The following is a 21,397-nucleotide window of genomic DNA, read 5'->3' as shown; positions in this document are numbered from 1 at the left end:
CATCAGCCTTTCTAGCAACCAAATAACTGTAGGCTGCCTCTCTATCTTTCGGAATGCCTAAAATGCTGTAGGCAACTTTGAGGCTCAGTCCAAAACGTAGACGTACGAACCTTTGCAGATCGTTGTACCACCTGCCATACCTACAACTTCGTTTAGCCGTTCAGTCATTTAACAGTCATTCAAAGTCATTGCTGCTTTCAACTTCCTCTAACCAGCGTGGGTGAGGATCATGACGGCTGCCTCTGTCTATGGTCAGGTGATCGATTTATCTCCTCAGTGGGGTAACTCTCTGCTGTGCGTTTGGTATTGTGCAGTTTGTATTCAGTATTAAAGAGCATCGTAAAACAACTTATGACTTACACCACTTCTAATCCTTCTAGCGAATTGGTACAGGCGTTTCGTAGCCTTGATGTTGACCAGCAGCTAGCATTATTCTGGTTTGTATATAAGGAGATGGGTGATTCTATTACCCCAGCGGCACCCGGAGCCAGCACCGTCTCACCTGAGATTGCAGAAGGTCTATTCAATCAGGTGAAAGAGATGTCGCACGATGAACAGCTCCAGGTTCAGCGCGATCTCGTTTCTAACAAGAACACAATGATCACACGGGAATATGGCGCGCTAAGCGATACAACCAAGCTGCTGTTCTGGTATCGTCTGGCTCAGGGCATGGATAGCAATACGATTATCCCCATGCCGCCTGGCTACGAATTGAATGAGCAAGCCAACAATCTGTTGGAGCAAATCAAAGGATTAGAATTCGAGAATCAAATTACTCTATTCCGTGACGTTGTTGGACCAATGGGCGTTGACCCAACCACCGAATCGCACGACGAATCGACCGGAATTTAAGGGTTTTCAGTCTCCTAACTCCTTGAAGCACTAGTAATGTAATCGGGTTTTTCGCGGGTGTGGTTTATGCCACACTCGTTTTTTAATTCAAGGGCAAGATGAAAAAGAGAGGTACGGGAAGATCGCACTTCCATACCTCTCTTTAATGAACATGTAATTGAATCCAGTAGCGGCTTACAAACGACGACGACCTGACGCAGTACGGCGAACTTTGTGGCGATCGCCCTTACGTCTGGTACGGCGAGAGGCCACTGCACCCCCACCCATCATGCCAAGCAGCGCCAGAGGCTGAAAGCGATGGGTAGGTGCGGACTTTGGTACTTCTGTGGTCATGCTGACTGGAGATGATTCGTTGCGGTTTTGATAGTGCGAGTAGACTGAGTCTGCCACAAACGAAGCCGCACTGGTCAGAATTAACAGGCTGAGAACGATAGGGTTTTTGGCGCTCGAATGCCCTTTATTCAAGGTAAAGGTGAAATAGATGAAATAAATAAACATCAAGGCAGAGACAAACACCAGAATCCCAATGATGGCTGGATTGTTTGCAAAGGTATAAATAGGGCCTTCCGCCTCGTAATAGTCTTGATAGCTACTAAACGGACTGGTCATGGTCTGCTCTCCTTAAGGTTGGCATTGCAGAAAGGGCAATCATTACTTAATAACGGTGCCAATGGGGGCTTCCTCACCGACAACAATGGAGTACTCTGGATAGCCCTGAACCCCAAATTCACCCAGATCTAATCCTTCAATTTCTTCAATTTCAGAGACTCGCAGCACATTCAGTTTCTTCAGTACCCAACTGCACCCGTAGCCTGGAATGAAGCCTAATATCACTGTGCAGATAAACGTACCAAGGAGCTGCCCAAAAAAGCTGATGGCTGGATAGGTTTCACCCTGGATATAGCCAGTTGCCATTACACCAACAGTCATTGCGCCCAACATACCGCAATAGCCATGTACGGCAAAGGCTCCAACTGCGTCATCAATTCCAATCTTTTCAATGAACATGCCGACCCAGGGCATCGTAAGTGCCCCAATGAAGGCAATCAAGATCACTAACGGCGGTGCATACAGATCCAGCCCTGCCCCAACTGAGATGATGCCAGCCAGCCCACCGGAGATCGTGTAAAACGGATCGGCTTTCGAACCAATGTAAGCCCCAATGATTCCTGCACAGAGCGCCAACGTTGTATTGACGGCAACCGATGCCAGAGTCATGGGCGTATCGTAAATGGTGGTTTCGCGGGTGTATTCCGGGCTAATAATGACGCAAGCTGCCAGGAAGGCATAAAAGCCAACGAAGATCAGCATTAAGCCCACCATTGTTAGCGGCAGGTTGTGGGGCAAAATGGCTCTTGGATTGCCGTTCGCATCGTATTTGCCGATCCGGGGGCCAAGGTTAAGCAGCACTCCTAAAGCAAAGAATCCCGATACACCGTGAACCACCGCAGAACAGCCAAAATCGTGGTAGCCAAAGTTAGTGGTAAACCAACCCCAATAGTTCCAGCCCCACGCCGCTGCGACCACCCAAACAAATCCACCCAAAATTGTTGCCAGGATGAGGTAAGAACCCAGCCGGATGCGCTCGATCACGGCTCCAGACAAAATGGAGGCGGTTGTCATGGCGAACAGTGAGAAAGCAAACCAAAATACTCCAGTCAGGTTATCAGACATGTTCGGCCCCATTGCTTCCGACCAGGGATAAGAGGCTTGAACATAACCCAATAGAGTTTCATCTACTCCACTGCTGGCACTCGTCCAGGGGCCAATGATGCCGCCGTTCAGTGGGAATAGGGGAAATGCCCAATAGGTCCACCAACCAAAGAAATAGAACGCTAGACCAACGGTTGATAACGTCAGCAGATTTTTTAACATCGTTGCCAACACATTTTTGGCTCGCGATGCCCCCCCTTCGTAGGCCAGAAAACCAACATGGATGATCAGCATGAAAACAGAAGCCCAGTAGTAGTAGGACTCTGCTACAAACGTTTCTAAAAACCGAGTCGATTCTGGTAAATCCTCATAGGCAACTTGTGCCAGCAAAACTATGTCAAGAACCATTAGTGACTTGCTCCTCGAAGAGATGCGGTAGTTCTAGATGAGATCGGCAACGAACTACGATAAGAATTCTTTGAGGATTAGTCTGCCGTTATTGTTATGACAAGTTTGTAGCTGCCACTACGAAATTTAGAGAAGCTACTCAGCGATCGCCCTAAATACTGACCCGTACCAAAAGACCCTGTGGAGATGAGCGGAACGGCAAACCGGATGAAGATGGGCGGCATGGAGAATCTAGCCCTGATTGCCCGGTTGAAGCTGAAGCCCCTCGGTTAGCAATGGCTCAGTGGTCAATAGTAGTGGATCTGAAATGTTGGTGTTTTAAGCTATTGACTCAATCAAGCGCAGCGGGCGATCGCCATTTAGCGAAAGCCAGCCTGAAAGTTGGTGCTTTTAATAATCACCCGCGACACGTTTTTGCTGCCGAGGGCACGAATCAAATAACTGATATAAAGTTGAGGATCGGACGGAGTAGAGGCCAACCTGCCCTGCCATTGCACAAAATTGATTCGACAAAACGGCCCTGATACCACCTGATAACAATAGTCCCAACCCGGTGCATAAATTACTTCTCCGGGTTCAAGTAATGGCTTGGTGGGTGTCTCTGGTGTTTTCATGAATGGAACCTAGTGTGTGCGACCTCTTCTTTAGTTTAAATCTTTCTCTAGAAAAAGTAGCTTCTAATACAGAAATTGCAAAAAACTTGATATAAGCGATGACTTATGAGCATCAATCGATCGTAGGATGCCCCACGTTACGGGATGTCTTGACTCATGAAATGCTTGACTCACGGGTTCCAACGTTATGGGGTTCTGGTGGATGGGGGTGCTTATAGCCCGGTCTTGCGCCAGTTCAACCCGTAGCGGCTGAAGTCATGCAACTTCTTAGTTCTATCGTGAAGCAGTTTGGAGATTCGCAAAACTGGCTCTAGGTACAGATGGTTATAGCTTTTTATGTCCCCAGAGCGATCGTGTTGGTCGCCAGTGGGTGCCAGTCTGCCCGTCTTGAAAGCGCTAATCGTGGTGTTCTCGTCCCTGGTTCCTTATTGACCGATTACCTTGCCCGATTGCCATAAATCTACAAGTTCAAAGATTTGTAGCTAATATGAGACGTTCCCAGTCGAAACCAGGAATTCTTGAAACACTAGAAGTTATGAGACTCTAGGTAGCTGACAGAGTTAGCCCCACCCTGTTGATCACAGTAGAACGCCTTCAACCGCTCCTCGCTTCGTCTACGCAACGGACAACAGCACAACTGGATACGATCGCCAGGAGCTAAAAACAATCTGTAGTTGTTCTACATCGACCAATCCTGTGTAGCTACCCTGGTTGAATTGAACAGGAGAAAAAGCGATGGCTATCGCAACAATTAATCCGGCGACGGGGGAAACAATCAAAACCTTCGAACCGCTGACCGATGAGGCGATCGCGCTCAAACTAGACCTGGCACAGCAAGCATTTGAGCAGTATCGCCATACCTCGTTTGAACAACGAGCCACCTGGCTCCAGGCGGCGGCCAAAATTTTGCTAGATGAGCGAGAGCAGTTTGGCAAAACGATGACTCTGGAAATGGGAAAACCAATTGCTGCCGCGATCGCTGAAGTCGAGAAATGTGCCTCAGTCTGTCAGTATTACGCTGAAAATGGCGCTCGGTTTTTGGCAGATGTTCCCGCTCAAACGGATGCCTCTCAAAGCTTTATTCGCTTTCAGCCGTTGGGTATTGTGCTGGCTGTGATGCCGTGGAACTTTCCTTTCTGGCAAGTCTTTCGGTTTGCGGCTCCAGCCCTGATGGCGGGAAATATGGGTATCTTAAAACATGCCTCCAATGTGCCCCAGTGTGCGTTGGCGATCGAAGACATTCTGCAACGAGCCGGGTTTCCCAGAGGAGCCTTCCAAACGCTTTTGGTGGGAGCCGATAAAGTGGCCTCCATCATTGCCGATCACCGAGTTAAAGCGGCAACGCTGACCGGGAGTGAAGCCGCTGGAGCGAGTTTGGCCAGTTTAGCTGGCAAACACATTAAGAAAACCGTCCTGGAATTGGGCGGCAGTGATCCGTTTGTGGTGATGGAAAGTGCTGACCTGGATGCAGCGGTGTCCACGGCTGTAACGGCTCGAATGATTAACAACGGTCAATCTTGCATTGCCGCTAAGCGGTTTATTGTGCAGGAGTCGATTGCCGATCGGTTTACTCAAAAGCTGGTGGAAAAATATGCATCGCTTAAACTGGGCGATCCGTTCGACCCAGAAACGGATATTGGCCCCCTGGCGACGCGGGGCATTCTCGACGATTTAGAGCATCAGGTGCAAACTTGCATTGAACAGGGGGGAAAAGTGTTGATTGGGGGCGATTCACATTCGGTGCCAACCCGGTCGGTTGTGTCGCTGCAAAAGGGAAATTTCTATCCACCCACGATCGTGGCAGAGCTTTCTCTAGATTCGCCCATTGTGCAGGAAGAGTTCTTTGGCCCGGTGGCGTTGCTGTTTCGGGTACCTGACCTGGATGCCGCCATCCAGTTAGCCAACGGCACTCCGTTTGGCCTGGGCGCTAGCGCCTGGACAACCGATGAAACAGAGCGCGATCGCCTGATTAACGAGATCGAATCGGGGTGTGTCTTCATCAACGGCATGGTCAAATCCGATCCACGCCTGCCCTTTGGGGGCACTAAGCACTCTGGGTATGGACGAGAACTTGGAGTGGAAGGTATTCACGAATTCGTCAACATCAAAACTGTTTGGGTGAAGTAAATCAATCAGGTGTTGGGTGTGAACGGTTGGATTCATGCGGAGAAAACAGCCCATGCGGAGTGGGGCTGTCCTCTCGGCTTGGGAAATGGGCGTATAACTCGCTTCGCCGCGACGGCTCAACACCTTGATCGCGTCAGACACAGTTCAATCACGAAAAGGTAAAAGACCCATGAGCGAATTAAACACGGCTGAATTGTTAGTGCGATGTCTGGAAAATGAAGGCGTTGAATATATCTTTGGCTTACCCGGTGAAGAGAATCTGCAAATTTTGGAAGCCTTGAAAGAGTCGTCGATCCGCTTTATCACCACCCGACATGAGCAAGGTGCGGCTTTCATGGCGGATGTTTATGGTCGCCTAACGGGAAAAGCCGGAGTGTGTCTCTCTACGTTGGGGCCAGGAGCCACTAATTTGATGACGGGTGTGGCAGATGCCAATCTCGATCGCGCTCCCCTGGTGGCAATTACCGGGCAAGTCGGCACCGATCGGATGCACATTGAGTCGCACCAATACTTAGACCTGGTGGCGATGTTTTCACCCGTCACCAAGTGGAACACCCAGATTGTGCGTCCCAGCAATACGCCGGAAATTGTGCGTAAAGCGTTCAAGATTGCTCAGACGGAGAAGCCGGGTGCTGTTCATATTGATCTGCCCGAAAACATTGCGGCGATGCCAGTGGTGGGCAAGCCTCTGGCGATCGATGCTCGTGAGAAAGTGTATGCCTCGTTTCAGAGCATTGAGCGGGCAGCTTCTGCGATATCAGCGGCAAAAAATCCACTGATCTTGGTGGGGAATGGCGCGATTCGAGCCAATGCCAGTGAAGTGCTCAATATCTTTGCCACCAAGTTACGCATCCCGGTTGCCAATACATTTATGGGTAAAGGGGTGATTCCTTACACGCATCCGCTGGCTTTGTGGTGTGTGGGTCTGCAACAACGAGACTATATCAACTGCGGTCTGGATAACACCGACCTTGTAATCGCGGTTGGATACGATTTGATTGAATATTCGCCGAAGCGGTGGAATCCAGACGGTGTTATTCCCATCATTCATATTGGGCAAACGCCAGCCGAAATTGACAGCAGCTACATTCCACACGCCGAGGTGGTGGGTGATATTTCTGATTCGTTATATGAAATTTTGAAGCGAGCCGATCGCACCAGTAAGCCCGATCCCTATGCGGTGGAGCTTCGCTCTGAGATTGTGGCTGACTACGAAGAATACGCCAACGACGAAGCCTTCCCGATTAAGCCGCAAAAGCTGGTTTATGATTTGCGTCAAGTGATGGGGCCAGATGACATTGTCATTTCTGATGTGGGTGCCCACAAGATGTGGATGGCGCGTCATTATCACTGCGAGCGTCCTAATACTTGCATCATCTCTAATGGATTTGCGGCAATGGGCATTGCCATTCCAGGGGCGATCGCCGCTAAGTTGGTGGCTCCCAGTCGCAAGGTTGTCGCCGTTACAGGGGACGGTGGCTTCATGATGAATTCCCAAGAGCTAGAAACAGCTCTGCGAGTTGGTACCCCATTTGTCACTATTATCTTCAACGACGGTGGATATGGGCTGATTGAGTGGAAGCAACTCAACCAATTTGGATCATCGTCGTTCGTGCATTTCAGCAATCCAGACTTCGTTAAACTCGCAGAAAGTATGGGCTTAAAAGGCTATCGCATCGAATCGAGTGCTGACCTTATTCCCACACTTAAAGAAGCGCTAGAGGCTGATGTCCCGGTTGTCATTGACTGCCCGGTAGACTATCGGGAAAATCTGCGCTTTAGCAAGCGATCGGGTGATTTGAGTTGCGCCATTTAGCCCCTCAAAGGATGCTTTAACCATGCTGAATGCAACGCGATCGCCATACCGGATCGACTAGCTCATCTGTTGTAAAGTCCCCCAGCATTGGGGGATTGAGGGCAAATGCAGCACGTGTGCTACGGTTCAAACGACCTCTAAAATGGAGTATTTCATTACTCATAGGAAAAGAGGTTTCCCGGCATCTCTTTTTCTATAGACGCAGCAATTTTAGTGCCACAAAAATCATTTTAGAAAGTTTAATCCTGTGGATTGAACGGTTTAGCCGATCCCACTTACAGCCATTTTCATTTGCATTCACCACGCCTTAAACCCTACACCCGACACCATCCTGGCGAGACTGCGGCTGACTCGATTGAGAACTGCTGTAAATGAGCCTTTATATGGATAAAACCCAGGCTTCAAGTCGATAGCTTTTTAATAAGAGCAGGAATTTTCGACCCCACTCAGTTCATCCTGCCGTTAGTAAAAATGCAGCTACGAGTTGAACGAAAAGTTGTTCGGCGCAAAGTAAAGCTGAACCTGATTACCGATCCGGCGCAGTCCGCTCAGCGGGCAGGATTGCATTACGTCTGTGATGATAGTGTTGGCGTTCGGCGCAAACGGTCGGGTCGGGGGTTTAGCTACATCCATGCAGACGGCACACGAATTCGCGATCGCGCTGAACTCGATCGCATTAAAGCGCTAGCTATTCCACCCGCCTGGGAGAACGTATGGATTTGTCCGTCTCCAACCGGGCACATTCAAGCCACAGGTTACGACGCGAAAGGGCGAAAACAATACCGCTATCATCTCGATTGGCGCAAGGTGCGCGACCAGACCAAATTCAACCGCATTATCACCTTTGGGCTGGCGCTGCCGCAGATTCGCGAAGCCACAGACAACGATTTGAAGCGACAGGGGATGCCGCGCGAAAAAATTTTGGCAACCGTCGTGCGGTTACTGGAAACCACACGAATTCGCATTGGTAATGCTGAATACGCCGAGCAGAACCGCTCGTTTGGGTTGACGACCATGCGAACTCGTCATGTCACTGTGGTTTCTAATAGCAAAGTAAAGTTCAAGTTTCGGGGCAAGAGTGGAGTAGAACATGATATTGAGTTGAGCGATCGCCGTCTCACCAGAATCATCCAGCGCTGCCAGGAACTGCCTGGTTACGAGCTATTTCAATATCTAGACGAAGACGGCAAACGCTGTGCGATCGACTCCAGTGATGTAAATGACTATTTGGGAGACATCACCGGAGAAGATTTTACGGCTAAAGACTTTCGAACATGGGCAGGCACCGTAGAAGCGGCTTTGGCCCTGGAAGATATGGGCGAGGCCACCTCTAAAACAGCCGCAACGCGCAACGTTAGCCAGGCCATTAAAATCGTTGCCAGCAAACTTGGCAACCGTCCCGCCACCTGCCGTAAATATTACGTTCATCCCACCATTATTGATGCCTACACCGAAGGATGGCTCTTGCCAACCCTGGCCAGGCGGCATCAGTGGAACACCGACCAAACCTCGCCTCACGATCTCCTACCCGAAGAACGCGCTGTCCTGGCTGTTTTGGAAGAACAGTTGGTGCGCGACAAACAAAAGAACACCCCCTGAGCCAGAGCAGTCATTTACTGCATCAAGCGGTGTTAAGGCTTGCGATGCCGATTTGAGTGTTTCATCCACCGTTGTACGTTCGTTGGACGGCGATAGGTGCGGCGATCGCCCCTATTTCCCGAACGGCCTGGCTCTACATCCCCACTGCCACCCGTTGGCGGTTGCTCGGTACTGTCATCGGCGTAGACGGCATGTTCATCCGGCACGATTTGCGACCCATAGTGTCTGGCATACACCTGAGTAAATTCAGCCCCAAAAAACAGAATTTGCGCCGAATAATACACCCAGGCCAAAACCACCACCAGCGAACCTGCCGCACCATAGGCCGAACCAAAGCTGCTGTTGCCTAAATACAGCCCAATCAACGATTTACCGATCGTAAACAGCAGCGCTGTCATACTCGCACCGATCAACACATCGTTCCAGGTAATCTTGACATCGGGCAAGTACTTATAAATCAAAGCAAACAGCAGAGCAATTACCCCAAACGAAATCACAAAGTTGAGTAGCTGCCAAAGGAAATCAAACCCCGGCATTAAGCCATTCATAAGAGTGGTGAGAGCCGTTAGGGCGGCACTGACCACCAGCGACACCAACAGCAAAAAGCCGATGGTTAGAACCATTGTGAAAGACAGCAATCGCTTCCGGACAAATCCACCTACGGCGTTCTTGGGTTTGGCCTTTACATTCCAGATCGCGTTAAGCGAGTCTTGCAGTTCGGCGAATACGCCCGATGCTCCAAAAAGTAGAACACCAATGCTGATCAGCGAGGCGATCGCCCCAGTTCCGGTTCCCGGTTGATTGGCATTATCGATCGCCGTTTGAATAATTTCGGCTCCGTCTTGTCCTACCAGACCTTGAATTTGTCCTACAATTTGACCTCTAGCGGCTTCTTCGCCAAAAAAGAAGCCAGCCACCGCAATCACGATAATCAGCAATGGTGCCAGTGAAAATACTGTGTAGTAGGCCAACGCCGCTGCTAACCGCGATGCATTATCTTCACTCCATTCCGTAACAGTCTCTTTCAGCAACCGCCAGATTTGTTTCGGACTCACGGATGCATCTCCTCATGGGTAAGGTTTAGGTGACGGCAACGGGTAGCAGGCTTAACCTTCCAGCTTCGACCGATCGCACAACTTTAAAGCTATGCATTTTGTTATACCAGCGCATCTACCAGCTTGTAGATTTCCTGGCCTAGCAACGAAAAAGGAGCCAGACAGAAATCTGACTCCTTGCCCTTGTTGGTATAAAATGCAAAATCGAAATAAGGCTAAACCTTAGAAACCCGCATCAGAGACATCCAGCACCGCAGCCTCTGCCCCAATACCTGCGGGCTGAACCAGTGCTGTTGGCTGTTTTGAGTTCAACAACGATGCCTGTAGCATTGGCGTGCGGGCTACCGAGCCATTAGCCAGCGCAAACAAGGGATTAGAGAGAATGCCAGCCAGCGATGTGGCAACCAGTGTTAGCACCAGGCTAACCTGCAAGGGTCGCATTCCAAGCAAATTCCAGCTAATTTCGGGGTAATTAATCACCGACTCGGACATCTCATCCGGTTCCTTCACCACCATCATCTTGACGACGCGGATGTAGTAGTAAATTGAGACAACGCTCGTCACCAAGCCAATTAGCACCAGCCAGTAAGCCCCGGCCTGCCAACCCGCCCAGAACAGATAGAGTTTGCCAAAAAAGCCAGCTAATGGCGGGATGCCGCCCAAAGATAGCAGGCAGACACTCAAACACAGCGTAAGCAGCGGATCTTTTTGGTACAGGCCGCTGTACTCTGCGATTTCGTCAGTGCCAGTTCGCAAGCTAAACAGAATAATGCAGGCAAACCCACCCAGGTTCATAAACAGATACACCAACAGATAAAACACCATGCTGGCGTATCCGGCTTCAGTGCCGATGACCAATCCAATCATCAGGAAGCCTGCCTGACCAATCGACGAATAGGCCAGCATTCGCTTCATGCTGGTTTGAGCCAAGGCCACCACGTTGCCAAGAATCATGCTCAGCAGCGCTAGCGCCGTCAACACAAAATGCCACTGCTCGGAAACTAAGGGAAACGCTGTAATCAGCAGGCGAATGGCTAACGCAAACCCAGCGGCTTTTGAACCCACTGATAGAAAAGCAACCACGGGAGTTGGAGAGCCTTCATATACATCTGGAGTCCATTGGTGAAAGGGCACCGCCGCAATTTTGAAAGCAATCCCGGCAATCACAAACACCAGCGCAATGACCAACCCAAGCGACGGGTCGTCTGTGCTGCTGGCGATGTTTGCTGTGATGACGCTAAGTCGGGTTTCCCCACCTGACAGACCGTACAGGAGAGACACACCATAAAGAAAGATAGCGGAGCTTGCAGCCCCAATTAATAGATACTTGAGTGCTGCCTCATTGGAGCGCGGGTCACGTTTCATGTAACCCGTTAGCAAATAAGACGAAATACTGAGCGTTTCTAACGCCACAAAGATGGTAACGAGTTCGTCGGCTCCCGACAGGAACATGCCCCCCAGGGTTGCCGTAAGCAAGATCACCAGGAATTCTGCAAGAGCCGTACCCGATTGCTCGACGTAACGAACCGACATGAGAACGGTAATCGCTGCCGATGTTGCAATGATGCCTCGAAAGACAACGCTCAAGGCATCGCCGTTGAACTCACCCAAAAAACCAATTGGATTCGTGGTGTCCCACTGATAGTAAAGCGATCCAACCGCTGCTACAAGACCTGCGATCGCCACATAGGGTGTCCAGCGGGAAGAGGATCGTCCAACGATTAAGTCACCCGTAAGAATCACCAGCAAGGCTGCTAGCACAATTCCTTCTGGGATAATGGTTCCAGCGTTTAACTGGGCTGCAAGGTTGGCAAAGTCCATAAATTTCTGGCAAGTTGAGTAGTACCAACAAAAAGGATTCCGCTCAGTTTGACAGCATAACCTACCTTGGGTTGCCAGGTGCGCCTTCGATAAGTGTTAAGAATCCTATATGGAGATCATACCGTGTGAATCTACTTGAACACTTGGAGAAGTTGAAATCTGTGCTTGTATTTCCCCGCATCTGGGTTGATGTTAGTTATTAGTTATAAGTAGAGGGTTATAAGTAGAGGTGGAATGGATTGGGTACTATTGCATCAACGCACGTCTCCCGCTAGGTTGAAACTTCATAGATCCATGATTTGTGCTGAAGGGCACCGATAGATTAGTGTTAGTGTCTGCATTATTCTCTCAGCCTTAACTATTCCGGTTACGTCAGTCTTCTCGGAACGCGATTGATCCCATGTCAACACTTGTCATTGTTGAATCTCCAACCAAAGCCCGCACTATTCGCAACTACCTGCCCTCTGGGTACCAGGTAGAAGCATCGATGGGGCACATCCGTGACCTGCCTCAGTCTGCGAGCGAAATCCCTGCCTCCGTCAAAGGGGAGGATTGGGCAAAAATCGGCGTGAACGTAGAGGCTGATTTTGAGCCGCTGTACGTGGTTCCGCAGGATAAGAAAAAGGTGGTTAAAGCGTTAAAGGATGCTTTAAAAGATGCGGACGAACTGGTTCTGGCAACAGACGAAGACCGAGAAGGTGAAAGCATTAGCTGGCATCTGCTTCAGGTGCTGAAACCCAAGGTGCCGATCAAGCGGATGGTGTTTCATGAAATCACCGAAGACGCAATTCAAGAGGCGATCGCCAACTGCCGAACCATTGATGAGCAGCTAGTACGCGCCCAAGAAACGCGGCGCATTCTCGATCGTCTGGTGGGCTACACCCTGTCGCCGCTGCTGTGGAAGAAAATTGCCTGGGGGTTGTCGGCGGGTCGAGTGCAGTCGGTTGCTGTCCGGGTCTTGGTTACCCGCGAGCGGCAACGGCGTGCGTTTCGCCAGGGAAGCTATTGGGATTTGAAAGCCACTCTGGCTAAAGACAAAACTCCGTTTGAAGCCCGGTTAACGACGCTAGGCGGCACTCGCTTAGCATCGGGCAGCGATTTTGACGAGGCCACAGGGCAGATCATAGCGGGTCGCAACGTGCTGCTGTTGAACGAAGCAGAGGCTCGCACGCTGCAAGAGCGGCTCCACGATAAAACCTGGTCGGTATCGAACCTGGAAGAGCGGACATCAACCCGCAAACCCTACGCGCCGTTTACGACCTCCACCTTGCAGCAGGAAGCGAACCGAAAGCTGCGGCTCTCGGCGCGAGACACCATGCGGGTGGCGCAAAGCCTGTATGAGCAAGGCTACATCACCTACATGCGTACCGACTCGGTGAACCTGTCGCAACAGGCGATCGCCGCTGCCCGTACCTGTGTAGAGCAGATGTATGGCAAGGACTACCTCAGCCCCGAACCGCGCCGCTACACCACCAAGAGCAAGGGGGCGCAGGAAGCGCACGAAGCCATTCGTCCGGCAGGCAGCAGCTTCCGCCGACCGCAGGAAACCGGGCTAAGTGGGCGAGATCTCCAGGTGTATGACCTGATCTGGAAACGAACCGTTGCCACGCAAATGGCAGAAGCCCGACAAACGCACATCACGGTGCAATTGCGGGTAGAAGAGGCGGAGTTTAAAGCAACCGGTAAGCGAATCGACTTCCCCGGGTTCTTTCGCGCCTATGTTGAGGGTTCAGACGATCCAGAAGCCGCACTGGAAGATCGGGAAGTGATTTTGCCAGTGTTACGGATGGGCGATACCCCTGAATGCACCGAGTTAGAGGCGATCGGTCACGAAACTCAGCCGCCCGCTCGCTATACCGAAGCATCGCTGGTTAAAACCCTTGAAAGTGAAGGCATTGGCCGTCCCAGCACCTATGCCACCATCATCGGCACTATCATCGATCGCGGTTATGCCCAGATGGTGAACAACAGTCTGATCCCCACCTTCACCGCATTTGCGGTGACGGCACTGCTCGAAAAGAACTTTCCCGATCTGGTCGATACCAGCTTTACCGCTCGGATGGAGCAAACGTTAGACGAAATTTCGACGGGTGAAGCAGAGTGGCTCCCTTACCTGCGCCAGTTCTACTCCGGAGAAACCGGGCTAGAAAATCAAGTTAAGCAACGCGAAGATCTAATTGATCCCAACGATGCGCGGGCGATCGAACTGGAAGGAATCGCAGCCAAAGTTCGAATTGGTCGCTATGGAGCGTATCTGGAAGCGGAGAACGGGGATGGCCCCGTGAAGGCCACCATTCCCCAGGACTTAACGCCATCCGACCTCGATCCTGAACAGGTCGAGTTTCTGCTAAGGCAAAAGACCGAAGGGCCAGACAAGGTAGGCTTCCATCCAGAGACAGGGGAACCCATCTACATGCTGATTGGGCCATATGGGCCGTATGTGCAGCTCGGAGAAGAGTCTGAGGCGAACCCCAAACCCAAGCGAGCCTCCCTGCCCAAGGGAGTCAACATTCAGGATGTAACGCTAGAAATGGCCGTGGGGCTGCTGGCGCTACCCCGGTTACTGGGGGTTCATCCCGATACCGGTGCCAAGATTCAAGCTAATTTGGGGCGGTTTGGCCCCTACGTGGTGCACGATCAGGGCAAAGACGGTAAAGACTATCGCTCCCTCAAGGGCAGTGATGACGTACTGACCGTTACCCTGGAACGAGCGCTGGAACTGTTAGCCGAACCGAAGTCGGGACGTGGCAGACGCGGCAAAGCGGCAGCGACGCCGTTGCGGGAACTGGGTGCCCACCCTGAAGATGAAGACCCCATTAATATCTACGACGGGCCCTATGGCCCGTATGTTAAACACGGCAAAACCAACGCCTCGTTGCCCGAGGGTGAGACGGTGGAGTCGATGACGTTGGAAAAAGCCCTGGCGGCTCTGGCCGCTAAAGGTGGCTCTAAATCGGGTCGTAAATCGGCGAAGTCCTCTACCGCTAAATCATCTAAGGCGGCAAAATCGGCTTCGGGTGGCGCAAAATCGGCCTCGACGAAATCCACTAAAGCAGCAAAATCCACTGCCTCTACGTCCAAGTCGTCTGGAACTCGCAAGTCCACCAAGGCCAGTTCGAAAAAGTCAAGCTCAAACTCCAGCTCGAAAACGACCTCTAACCGCAAGACTACCAAGCCGGATGAGTCGGGCATGGGTTAGAAAGGTAACGTGACGCGAAGGGGGCGATCTGCCCCCTTTTTCTCTGTCTGTTTGATTTATTGAAGCTGCCGTAATTTGTTCTGCGCCGATTGCAGCAACGACTGAGCCTCTTCATAGGCAGTTGTGCCGGGTTGAACGACCGAAAGCTGATTAATAATGCGCTGAAGCTGGCTGGCGTTGGCCCGGTCGCTGGCTGACGTGCTGACCTCCAACAACTGTGGAATATCATTCTTGGCATTGGTCAACGCCTGGACAGAGTCTTTCTCCGCCTGCCAGCGCATTTGAACGGTTCCCATCTGCGTTTGATAGCTCACCAGTAGCCGTTGCGCTTCTACATAACCTGGATCGTCCAGCGGAATTTGGTCGAGCCGTGCGATCGCCTCCTGCCATAAACCGGCCATTTGTTCCCAGCGTTCGGCTGGGTGAGGGGGATTTTGGCTGGCATTAGCAGCGGCGATCGCAAATTCTTTAGCGACTTCGATTAGCGTATTAGACCGCTTACTGCCTGCATCTAGACCGGCCACCAGTTGAAAATCGCGCGTGTGGGCAATGAGCTTAGTTTGGGCTGACCGCCCTGCCAGGGTTTGTTCTGGAACCTGTTGCAGTGAATCTAGCGCCACCTGCCATGCCGCGATCGCCTCGGTGCGGGCGGGTTGAGTGGTTGCCTCTCGATACTGCTGTTTGGCCGTATTTAGTGCGGTTTCACCATCGTCTAACGCCGTTTGGGCATTCTTCTCCTGAAAAATTTTGGCTTCCATCCGCCCAATGCTGGCTCGAGCTGCCCGGAATTCATCAATCGTAAACAAAAAGCTGCACGAGAAAAAGCTGCAATAGCGTTGGGGTTCATACCCCAAAAACCAGACGGGTAGCGCATCTAAATGCTTCTGCGCTTGCTTCACCTTTTCGTCTCCCAGCACAAAATCGTTGAGACTGCTGGCCTGGTTCACCAGTTGATCGGCCTGTTCGACCAGTGAAATGGCCTGACGGTAGTTGTAATCCATGCTGAGGTAGCTGGGCAGTAACACAATAGGAGCTACACGAGCCACAGGCCGCCGAATCATGGGATAGGGAAGATTGAGAATGTACAGCCCTCCCGTGAGGCCAACAATGGCGATCGCAGCCAGCTTGATCTGCCACCATGCCGGAGCAGAAGAACCATTGGCACGGGCAGCAGCATCGAGTACCTGTTGGTCAAAATCGGGAAAGATATCGCTGAGCGCATCCCGCAACTCGTCTACGGAGGCAGGTTGCCCCTGTTGTGTCCGCAGCCTTTCCAATCGTCTGATTACAATATCCCGGCGCACCTGATTGGCTGCATTGTCACCCGTTAAGCGTTGAATTTCTGCGCTGAGAAGGTCAAACGCTCGATCGTTGAGTCGTGGCATGGAGGAGATACACTAAATCGCTAATTTGAGTATTCCCAGTCTAAAAAAGCGGGCTGCGAATCACTGTACTTTTCTCTGGCCTTTATGAAATCCTCAACGCTCCTTTGCCTGAGCTAAATCTGGCGTTGCTGAATGATGCCTTGGCAAATTCATCCCACAGTTCAGCAAGGTTTTGAATCGTGAGGTTGGTTTCAATTTTGTAAACTTCACGTAACATTACTGACTTTTAACAGTAGATGTGTTTGTCTGTATCCTGGTGAACACCATTCTAGGCAACACGTCAGCGTTGCCTGCTTATCACGGAGGGTATGGATGGCGACTATTCAGGGCGATGCTCGTGCCAATGTGCTGAGAGGAACATCGGGTGATGATGTCCTGGAAGGATTGGGTGGAAATGATACGCTCTTAGGACTGGGCGGCAACGATCTGCTGGATGGAGGGAATGGTGACGATCGCCTCGATGGCGGCTCTGGCCGAGACAACATGATAGGTGGCCTGGGAAACGACACCTATGTGACCGATGACCAGAACGATCGCATCACCGAGCGAACCAACGAAGGCATTGATACGATTGAATCGACCTACGGGCGATCGCTGCCAGCGAACATCGAAAACCTGACGCTGCTGGGCAACCGTTCCATCAACGGCAGCGGCAACTCCCTTAACAACGTCATTGTGGGCAACGCCGGGAACAATGTGCTGAACGGCGCGGGCGGGAGCGATCGCCTGGCAGGTCAGGGGGGGAACGATCGCCTGGATGGTGGCAGCGGCAGCGACTTTCTGGCTGGCGGAACGGGCAACGATACCTATATTGTGGATACCCGAGCCGATCGCGTCTTGGAAGCCCCGGCTCAGGGGATTGATACGGTCATTTCCTCGGTGAACTACAGTTTAGGTGCCCATCTGGAACACCTGGAATTGGTGGGCAATGCCGTGATTGGTCGAGGCAATAACTTAAACAACAAAATTACGGGCAATGCGGCTAACAACGTCCTCAGGGGCGGTGCTGGGGTTGACGACATTACGGGGGCAGGCGGAGACGATGTATTGACCGGGGGGAAAGGCTTTGACCTGTTCCTTTACAAAACGGGCAGAGGATTTCAAACGGCTGATATCGGCAGAGATACCATCACCGACTTTAAGCAGGGGATTGATGCGATCATGCTCTCTCGACAAACCTTTGGACTCAGCAGTTCCATTGGCATTGGCTTTAGCCTTGCGTCAGAATTTCGTTCGGTGAACACGGATGCGACGGCCGAGAGCAGCCCCGCACGATTGGTCTTCAGCCGCGCGACCCAAACGCTGTTTTACAACCCAAACGGCGCAGAGAGCGGCTTTGGTTCAGCCAACAGCAGCGGCGCGTTTGCAGTTTTAAACGGAGTGCGATCGCTATCGGCAATCGATTTCATCATCGAAGGGTAGCCGCTATTTGTGAATTTATGTTAAGCCTCAAGAGAGAGACAGAAGTCTTCCCAGTAGATGATTTCTCTCAGTGGCGATCGTTGGACACTATTAGCGACAGGGCTATCATAGTAAGAACGTGACATTTCTTAACGATTGCAGTTAATGACCGTATCTTTTCCAGGCTTAACCAAATTCAAGGATTCCCTGATCGAGAAGATACTCTTTGGCAACGAACCCAGTCCCGAATTGATGGCAATTCTGCTGGTGTACGGCGTTCAGGGTGTATTAGGGCTGGCGAGATTAGCCGTTAGCTTTTTTCTCAAGGATGAACTGGGCCTGAGTCCAGCTCAGGTTTCGGCTCTGATGGGTATTGCGGCTATTCCCTGGATGATTAAGCCTGTCTTTGGCTTTCTCTCCGATGGATTGCCCATCTTTGGTTACCGTCGCCGTCCTTATCTTATTTTGTCGGGGTTACTGGGTGCAGGCTCCTGGGTGGCACTGGCGACTGTCGTGCATACGGCATGGGCTGCGACACTGGCGATCGCCCTTAGCTCTCTTTCCGTTGCGCTGAGCGATGTCATTGTCGATTCCCTGGTGGTCGAACGTGCCCGGCAAGAGTCGGTGCGTGATGCGGGTTCTCTGCAATCGTTGTGCTGGGGGGCATCGGCCTTTGGTGGACTGATCACTGCCTACTTCAGCGGCTTGCTGCTGGAGCATTTCAGTACCCATACCGTGTTTGCCATTACGGCCACGTTTCCGCTGATTGTCTCACTGGTGGCCGGGTTAATTAATGAGTCCCGTGTTGCTCTGTCTAACGATTGGGAGATTGTTAAGACGCAGGTGAAGCAGCTTCGCACTGCCGTTACCCAGAAGTCGATCTGGTTGCCAACGGCTTTCTTGTTTATCTGGCAGGCAACTCCAACGGCTGACTCTGCTTTCTTTTTCTTCACCACCAATGAGCTAGGGTTTCAGCCAGAGTTTTTGGGACGGGTGCGCCTGGTAACGAGCATCGCCTCCTTGCTGGGAGTCTGGATGTTTCAACGCTTCTTTAAGAGCGTTCCTTTTCGCACCTTTTTTGGCTGGACGACGGTAATCTCCGCCGTGCTAGGAATGACGGCTCTGTTGCTGGTAACCCATGCGAATCGGGCGATCGGCATTGACGATCACTGGTTTAGCCTGGGAGACAGCCTCATTTTGACTGTGATGGGTCAAATTGCCTATATGCCAGTGTTGGTGTTGGCAGCGCGGCTGTGCCCCCCCGGAGTGGAAGCCACCTTGTTTGCCCTACTTATGTCGGTAACGAACCTGGCAGGGTTACTGTCCTACGAGTTGGGTGCTGTGTTGATGCACCTGTTGGGTGTAACGGAGAGCAATTTTGAACGTCTGTGGCTGTTGGTCGTGATCACCAACGTCAGCACTTTATTACCTTTGCCGTTTCTAGGGTGGTTGCCGAGCAGGCCGGCCGGAGAGGTGACAGAGTCGGTTCCGATCGCCACTCCAGCGGTGTTGCCTGCCTCTGCGGTACCAACGCTGGAGGCAGAAATGGGTCATCAACAGCCTGTTAACCAAGTCCTGTTGCCAGACTTCGTTGCCCCATCCGGGCAGCCCCTGGAAGAACTAGTCGATTAAGCTCAATCCAATTTTTCAATTCTGTTTTTTCTGCCTCTAGTCCAGAGGCTTACTTACTATGCAAAGCTTTCAACTTCACGAACGTGCCACCTCTCGCGTGGCAGATTCAGACACTCAACAATACAACGTTAAAGATTGGCAAAAAGGGTATCAGTCCTTAAACGAGGAGTTTGAATACTTCATCGAATCGGTTGAGGGCGAGATTCCCGTGGATCTGGAGGGAACGCTGTTTCGCAACGGCCCTGGTCGGCTGGACGTGAACGGACAGCGGGTTCACCATCCGTTTGATGGGGATGGCATGATCAGCGCGATCGCCTTTTCGCAGGGACGCGCCCATTTTCGTAACCGATTCGTTCGCACCGATGGCTTTCTGGCCGAGCAAAAGGCTGGCCGTATTCTGCATCGGGGTGTGTTTGGCACGCAAAAGCCGGGAGGCTGGCTTGCCAATGCCTTTGATTTTCAACTGAAGAATATTGCCAATACCCAGGTGATTTACTGGGGCGGCAAACTGTTGGCGCTTTGGGAAGCCGCCGAACCTCATCGCCTTGACCCGCATACCCTGGAGACGATCGGCAGAGAGTATTTAGACGGTGTGTTGCAGCCCGGTTCAGCCTTTGCAGCCCACCCCTGGGTCGATCCAGCGTGCCAGATGGACGGCGGCGCTCCTTGTCTGGTTAACTTTGCCATCAAGCCGGGGTTGTCCACCACTATTACCCTTTACGAACTCAACCCGGCAGGCCAGGTTCTGCGGCAACATGCCCACGCCGTTCCGGGGTTTGCCTTCATTCACGACTTTGCCATTACGCCAAACTACGGCATCTTCTTTCAAAATCCCGTTAGCTTCAACCCGCTGCCCTTTGTGTTGGGCTTGCGCGGTGCGGCTGAATGTATCTCCTTCCGGCCTGGACATCCGACGCAAATTGTTATAATTCCGCGTCACGGCTCGGAACCCGTCCAGATTATTCCGGCGGACTCTGGGTTTGTGTTTCATCATGCCAACGCGTTTGAGCAGGATGGACAGCTTTTTGTAGATTCCATTTGCTACCCTGCCTTTCCTGCGGTTGAGCCGAATCAAGACTATCAGGAGGTCAAGTTTTCAGCCTTGCCGCCGGGGCAGCTCTGGCGCTTCCAGCTTAATTTGCAGACCAGGCAGGTGCAGAGCCGCATGTTAGAAGGTCGCTGCTGCGAGTTTCCGGCAATTCATTCCAGCCATGTGGGTCGCCCCTACCGTTACCTGTATTTGGGAGCCGCTGCTGCTGCCGAGGGCAATGCGCCGCTGCAGGCAATTCTTAAGGTTGATTTAGAAACGGGCGATCGCCAGATTTGGAGTGCTGCACCCAGAGGGTATGTAAGCGAACCCGTTTTTGTGCCGCGATCGCCCTCTGCCTATCGAGAGGGGTTGCCCAGCGAAACCTACGACGGCGCCGAAGACAATGGCTGGCTGCTGACGCTCGTATATGATGCGGCGCAGGAACAAACCAATGTGGTGATTTTGGATGCCGCTGATTTGAATCGAGGGGCGATCGCAACGCTGCACCTCAAGCATCACATTCCCTACGGACTGCACGGCACCTTTACCCCTGAGTATTTCGGCAAAGCTTAAAGCGCTGAAGCGCCGAAGCCGTAAATCACCATAGCCCTGGTTGAGCCTGTAAACGGTTTGGCTGGGGCTTCAAAGATCTGATGAAGCTTGCTGCGTTTACTGGCTACAACGCGGTTCAATTCGTTAGGGTGGCACGCAACGGTAGAGTTATCGGCGCTATTGCTGGGTAGAGGTGCCGGATTCAGTAGCCGCACGGTTGTATTAGCAACTTAGGGGTGCCGATCGATCGCTC

Annotated in this window: 16 protein-coding genes; 9 read left to right on the top strand and 7 right to left on the bottom strand. The window is 51.8% G+C overall.

Annotated elements, in window-relative coordinates:
• Positions 1–351 precede the first annotated feature (351 nt).
• The gene (locus tag IQ268_RS24175) at positions 352–852 is read left to right on the top strand and encodes an orange carotenoid protein N-terminal domain-containing protein (RefSeq protein ID WP_193884565.1); all 501 of its coding nucleotides are present in this window, start codon (positions 352–354) and stop codon (positions 850–852) included.
• Positions 853–1,026: 174 nt separating this feature from the next.
• On the opposite strand, the gene IQ268_RS24170 is transcribed toward IQ268_RS24175, so the two are convergent.
• From IQ268_RS24170 to IQ268_RS24160, 3 genes are all read right to left on the bottom strand, one after another.
• On the bottom strand, positions 1,027–1,461 hold the full coding sequence (locus IQ268_RS24170; RefSeq protein WP_193884563.1) for a hypothetical protein: 435 nt from the start codon (positions 1,459–1,461) through the stop codon (positions 1,027–1,029).
• A gap of 42 nt (positions 1,462–1,503) precedes the next feature.
• Positions 1,504–2,913, bottom strand: coding sequence for an ammonium transporter (locus IQ268_RS24165; RefSeq protein ID WP_193884561.1), 1,410 nt, complete (start codon positions 2,911–2,913; stop codon positions 1,504–1,506).
• Between the two features lie 359 nt (positions 2,914–3,272).
• Positions 3,273–3,527 (bottom strand): hypothetical protein, encoded by a 255-nt coding sequence (locus IQ268_RS24160; RefSeq protein ID WP_193884559.1) that lies wholly within the window; start codon positions 3,525–3,527, stop codon positions 3,273–3,275.
• 320 nt (positions 3,528–3,847) lie between these two features.
• Here IQ268_RS24160 and IQ268_RS24155 point away from each other — a divergent pair, with 320 nt between their 5' ends.
• The 4 genes from IQ268_RS24155 (at position 3,848) to IQ268_RS24140 (ending at position 9,069) form a co-directional block, all read left to right on the top strand.
• Positions 3,848–3,985, top strand: coding sequence for a hypothetical protein (locus tag IQ268_RS24155; protein WP_193884557.1), 138 nt, complete (start codon positions 3,848–3,850; stop codon positions 3,983–3,985).
• A gap of 277 nt (positions 3,986–4,262) precedes the next feature.
• Complete coding sequence (locus tag IQ268_RS24150; RefSeq protein ID WP_193884555.1) at positions 4,263–5,654, top strand: NAD-dependent succinate-semialdehyde dehydrogenase; 1,392 nt, start codon at positions 4,263–4,265, stop codon at positions 5,652–5,654.
• A 169-nt stretch (positions 5,655–5,823) separates the two neighbouring features.
• On the top strand, positions 5,824–7,470 hold the full coding sequence (locus tag IQ268_RS24145; protein ID WP_193884553.1) for an acetolactate synthase large subunit: 1,647 nt from the start codon (positions 5,824–5,826) through the stop codon (positions 7,468–7,470).
• 471 nt (positions 7,471–7,941) lie between these two features.
• On the top strand, positions 7,942–9,069 hold the full coding sequence (locus IQ268_RS24140; RefSeq protein ID WP_193884551.1) for a DNA topoisomerase IB: 1,128 nt from the start codon (positions 7,942–7,944) through the stop codon (positions 9,067–9,069).
• 32 nt (positions 9,070–9,101) lie between these two features.
• On the opposite strand, the gene IQ268_RS24135 is transcribed toward IQ268_RS24140, so the two are convergent.
• Both IQ268_RS24135 and IQ268_RS24130 read right to left on the bottom strand, forming a co-directional pair.
• A complete protein-coding gene (locus IQ268_RS24135; protein ID WP_193884549.1) occupies positions 9,102–10,124 on the bottom strand; it encodes a YihY/virulence factor BrkB family protein in 1,023 nt (340 codons plus the stop codon).
• A 222-nt stretch (positions 10,125–10,346) separates the two neighbouring features.
• Entirely contained in the window at positions 10,347–11,945 is a 1,599-nt protein-coding gene (locus IQ268_RS24130; RefSeq protein WP_193884547.1) for an NAD(P)H-quinone oxidoreductase subunit N, read from the bottom strand.
• Positions 11,946–12,345: 400 nt separating this feature from the next.
• Between IQ268_RS24130 and topA the strand changes: the two genes are divergently transcribed.
• The gene (gene topA, locus IQ268_RS24125) at positions 12,346–15,144 is read left to right on the top strand and encodes a type I DNA topoisomerase (protein ID WP_193884545.1); all 2,799 of its coding nucleotides are present in this window, start codon (positions 12,346–12,348) and stop codon (positions 15,142–15,144) included.
• Between the two features lie 56 nt (positions 15,145–15,200).
• Here the strand turns inward: topA and IQ268_RS24120 are convergent, their stop codons facing one another.
• On the bottom strand, positions 15,201–16,529 hold the full coding sequence (locus tag IQ268_RS24120; RefSeq protein ID WP_193884543.1) for a hypothetical protein: 1,329 nt from the start codon (positions 16,527–16,529) through the stop codon (positions 15,201–15,203).
• Positions 16,530–16,611: 82 nt separating this feature from the next.
• Entirely contained in the window at positions 16,612–16,746 is a 135-nt protein-coding gene (locus IQ268_RS33085; protein ID WP_255527260.1) for a hypothetical protein, read from the bottom strand.
• 95 nt (positions 16,747–16,841) lie between these two features.
• Here IQ268_RS33085 and IQ268_RS24115 point away from each other — a divergent pair, with 95 nt between their 5' ends.
• From IQ268_RS24115 to IQ268_RS24105, 3 genes are all read left to right on the top strand, one after another.
• Positions 16,842–17,951, top strand: coding sequence for a calcium-binding protein (locus IQ268_RS24115; protein WP_193884540.1), 1,110 nt, complete (start codon positions 16,842–16,844; stop codon positions 17,949–17,951).
• A gap of 144 nt (positions 17,952–18,095) precedes the next feature.
• The gene (locus IQ268_RS24110; protein ID WP_193884538.1) at positions 18,096–19,562 is read left to right on the top strand and encodes a folate/biopterin family MFS transporter; all 1,467 of its coding nucleotides are present in this window, start codon (positions 18,096–18,098) and stop codon (positions 19,560–19,562) included.
• A 58-nt stretch (positions 19,563–19,620) separates the two neighbouring features.
• The gene (locus tag IQ268_RS24105; RefSeq protein ID WP_193884536.1) at positions 19,621–21,165 is read left to right on the top strand and encodes a carotenoid oxygenase family protein; all 1,545 of its coding nucleotides are present in this window, start codon (positions 19,621–19,623) and stop codon (positions 21,163–21,165) included.
• Positions 21,166–21,397: the final 232 nt, after the last annotated feature.

It is taken from the genome of Oculatella sp. LEGE 06141 (assembly GCF_015207605.1).
GTDB lineage: Bacteria > Cyanobacteriota > Cyanobacteriia > Elainellales > Elainellaceae > Oculatella.
The sequence above is the reverse complement of the archived record's forward strand: the minus strand, read 5'-3'. Positions and strand labels throughout refer to the sequence as shown.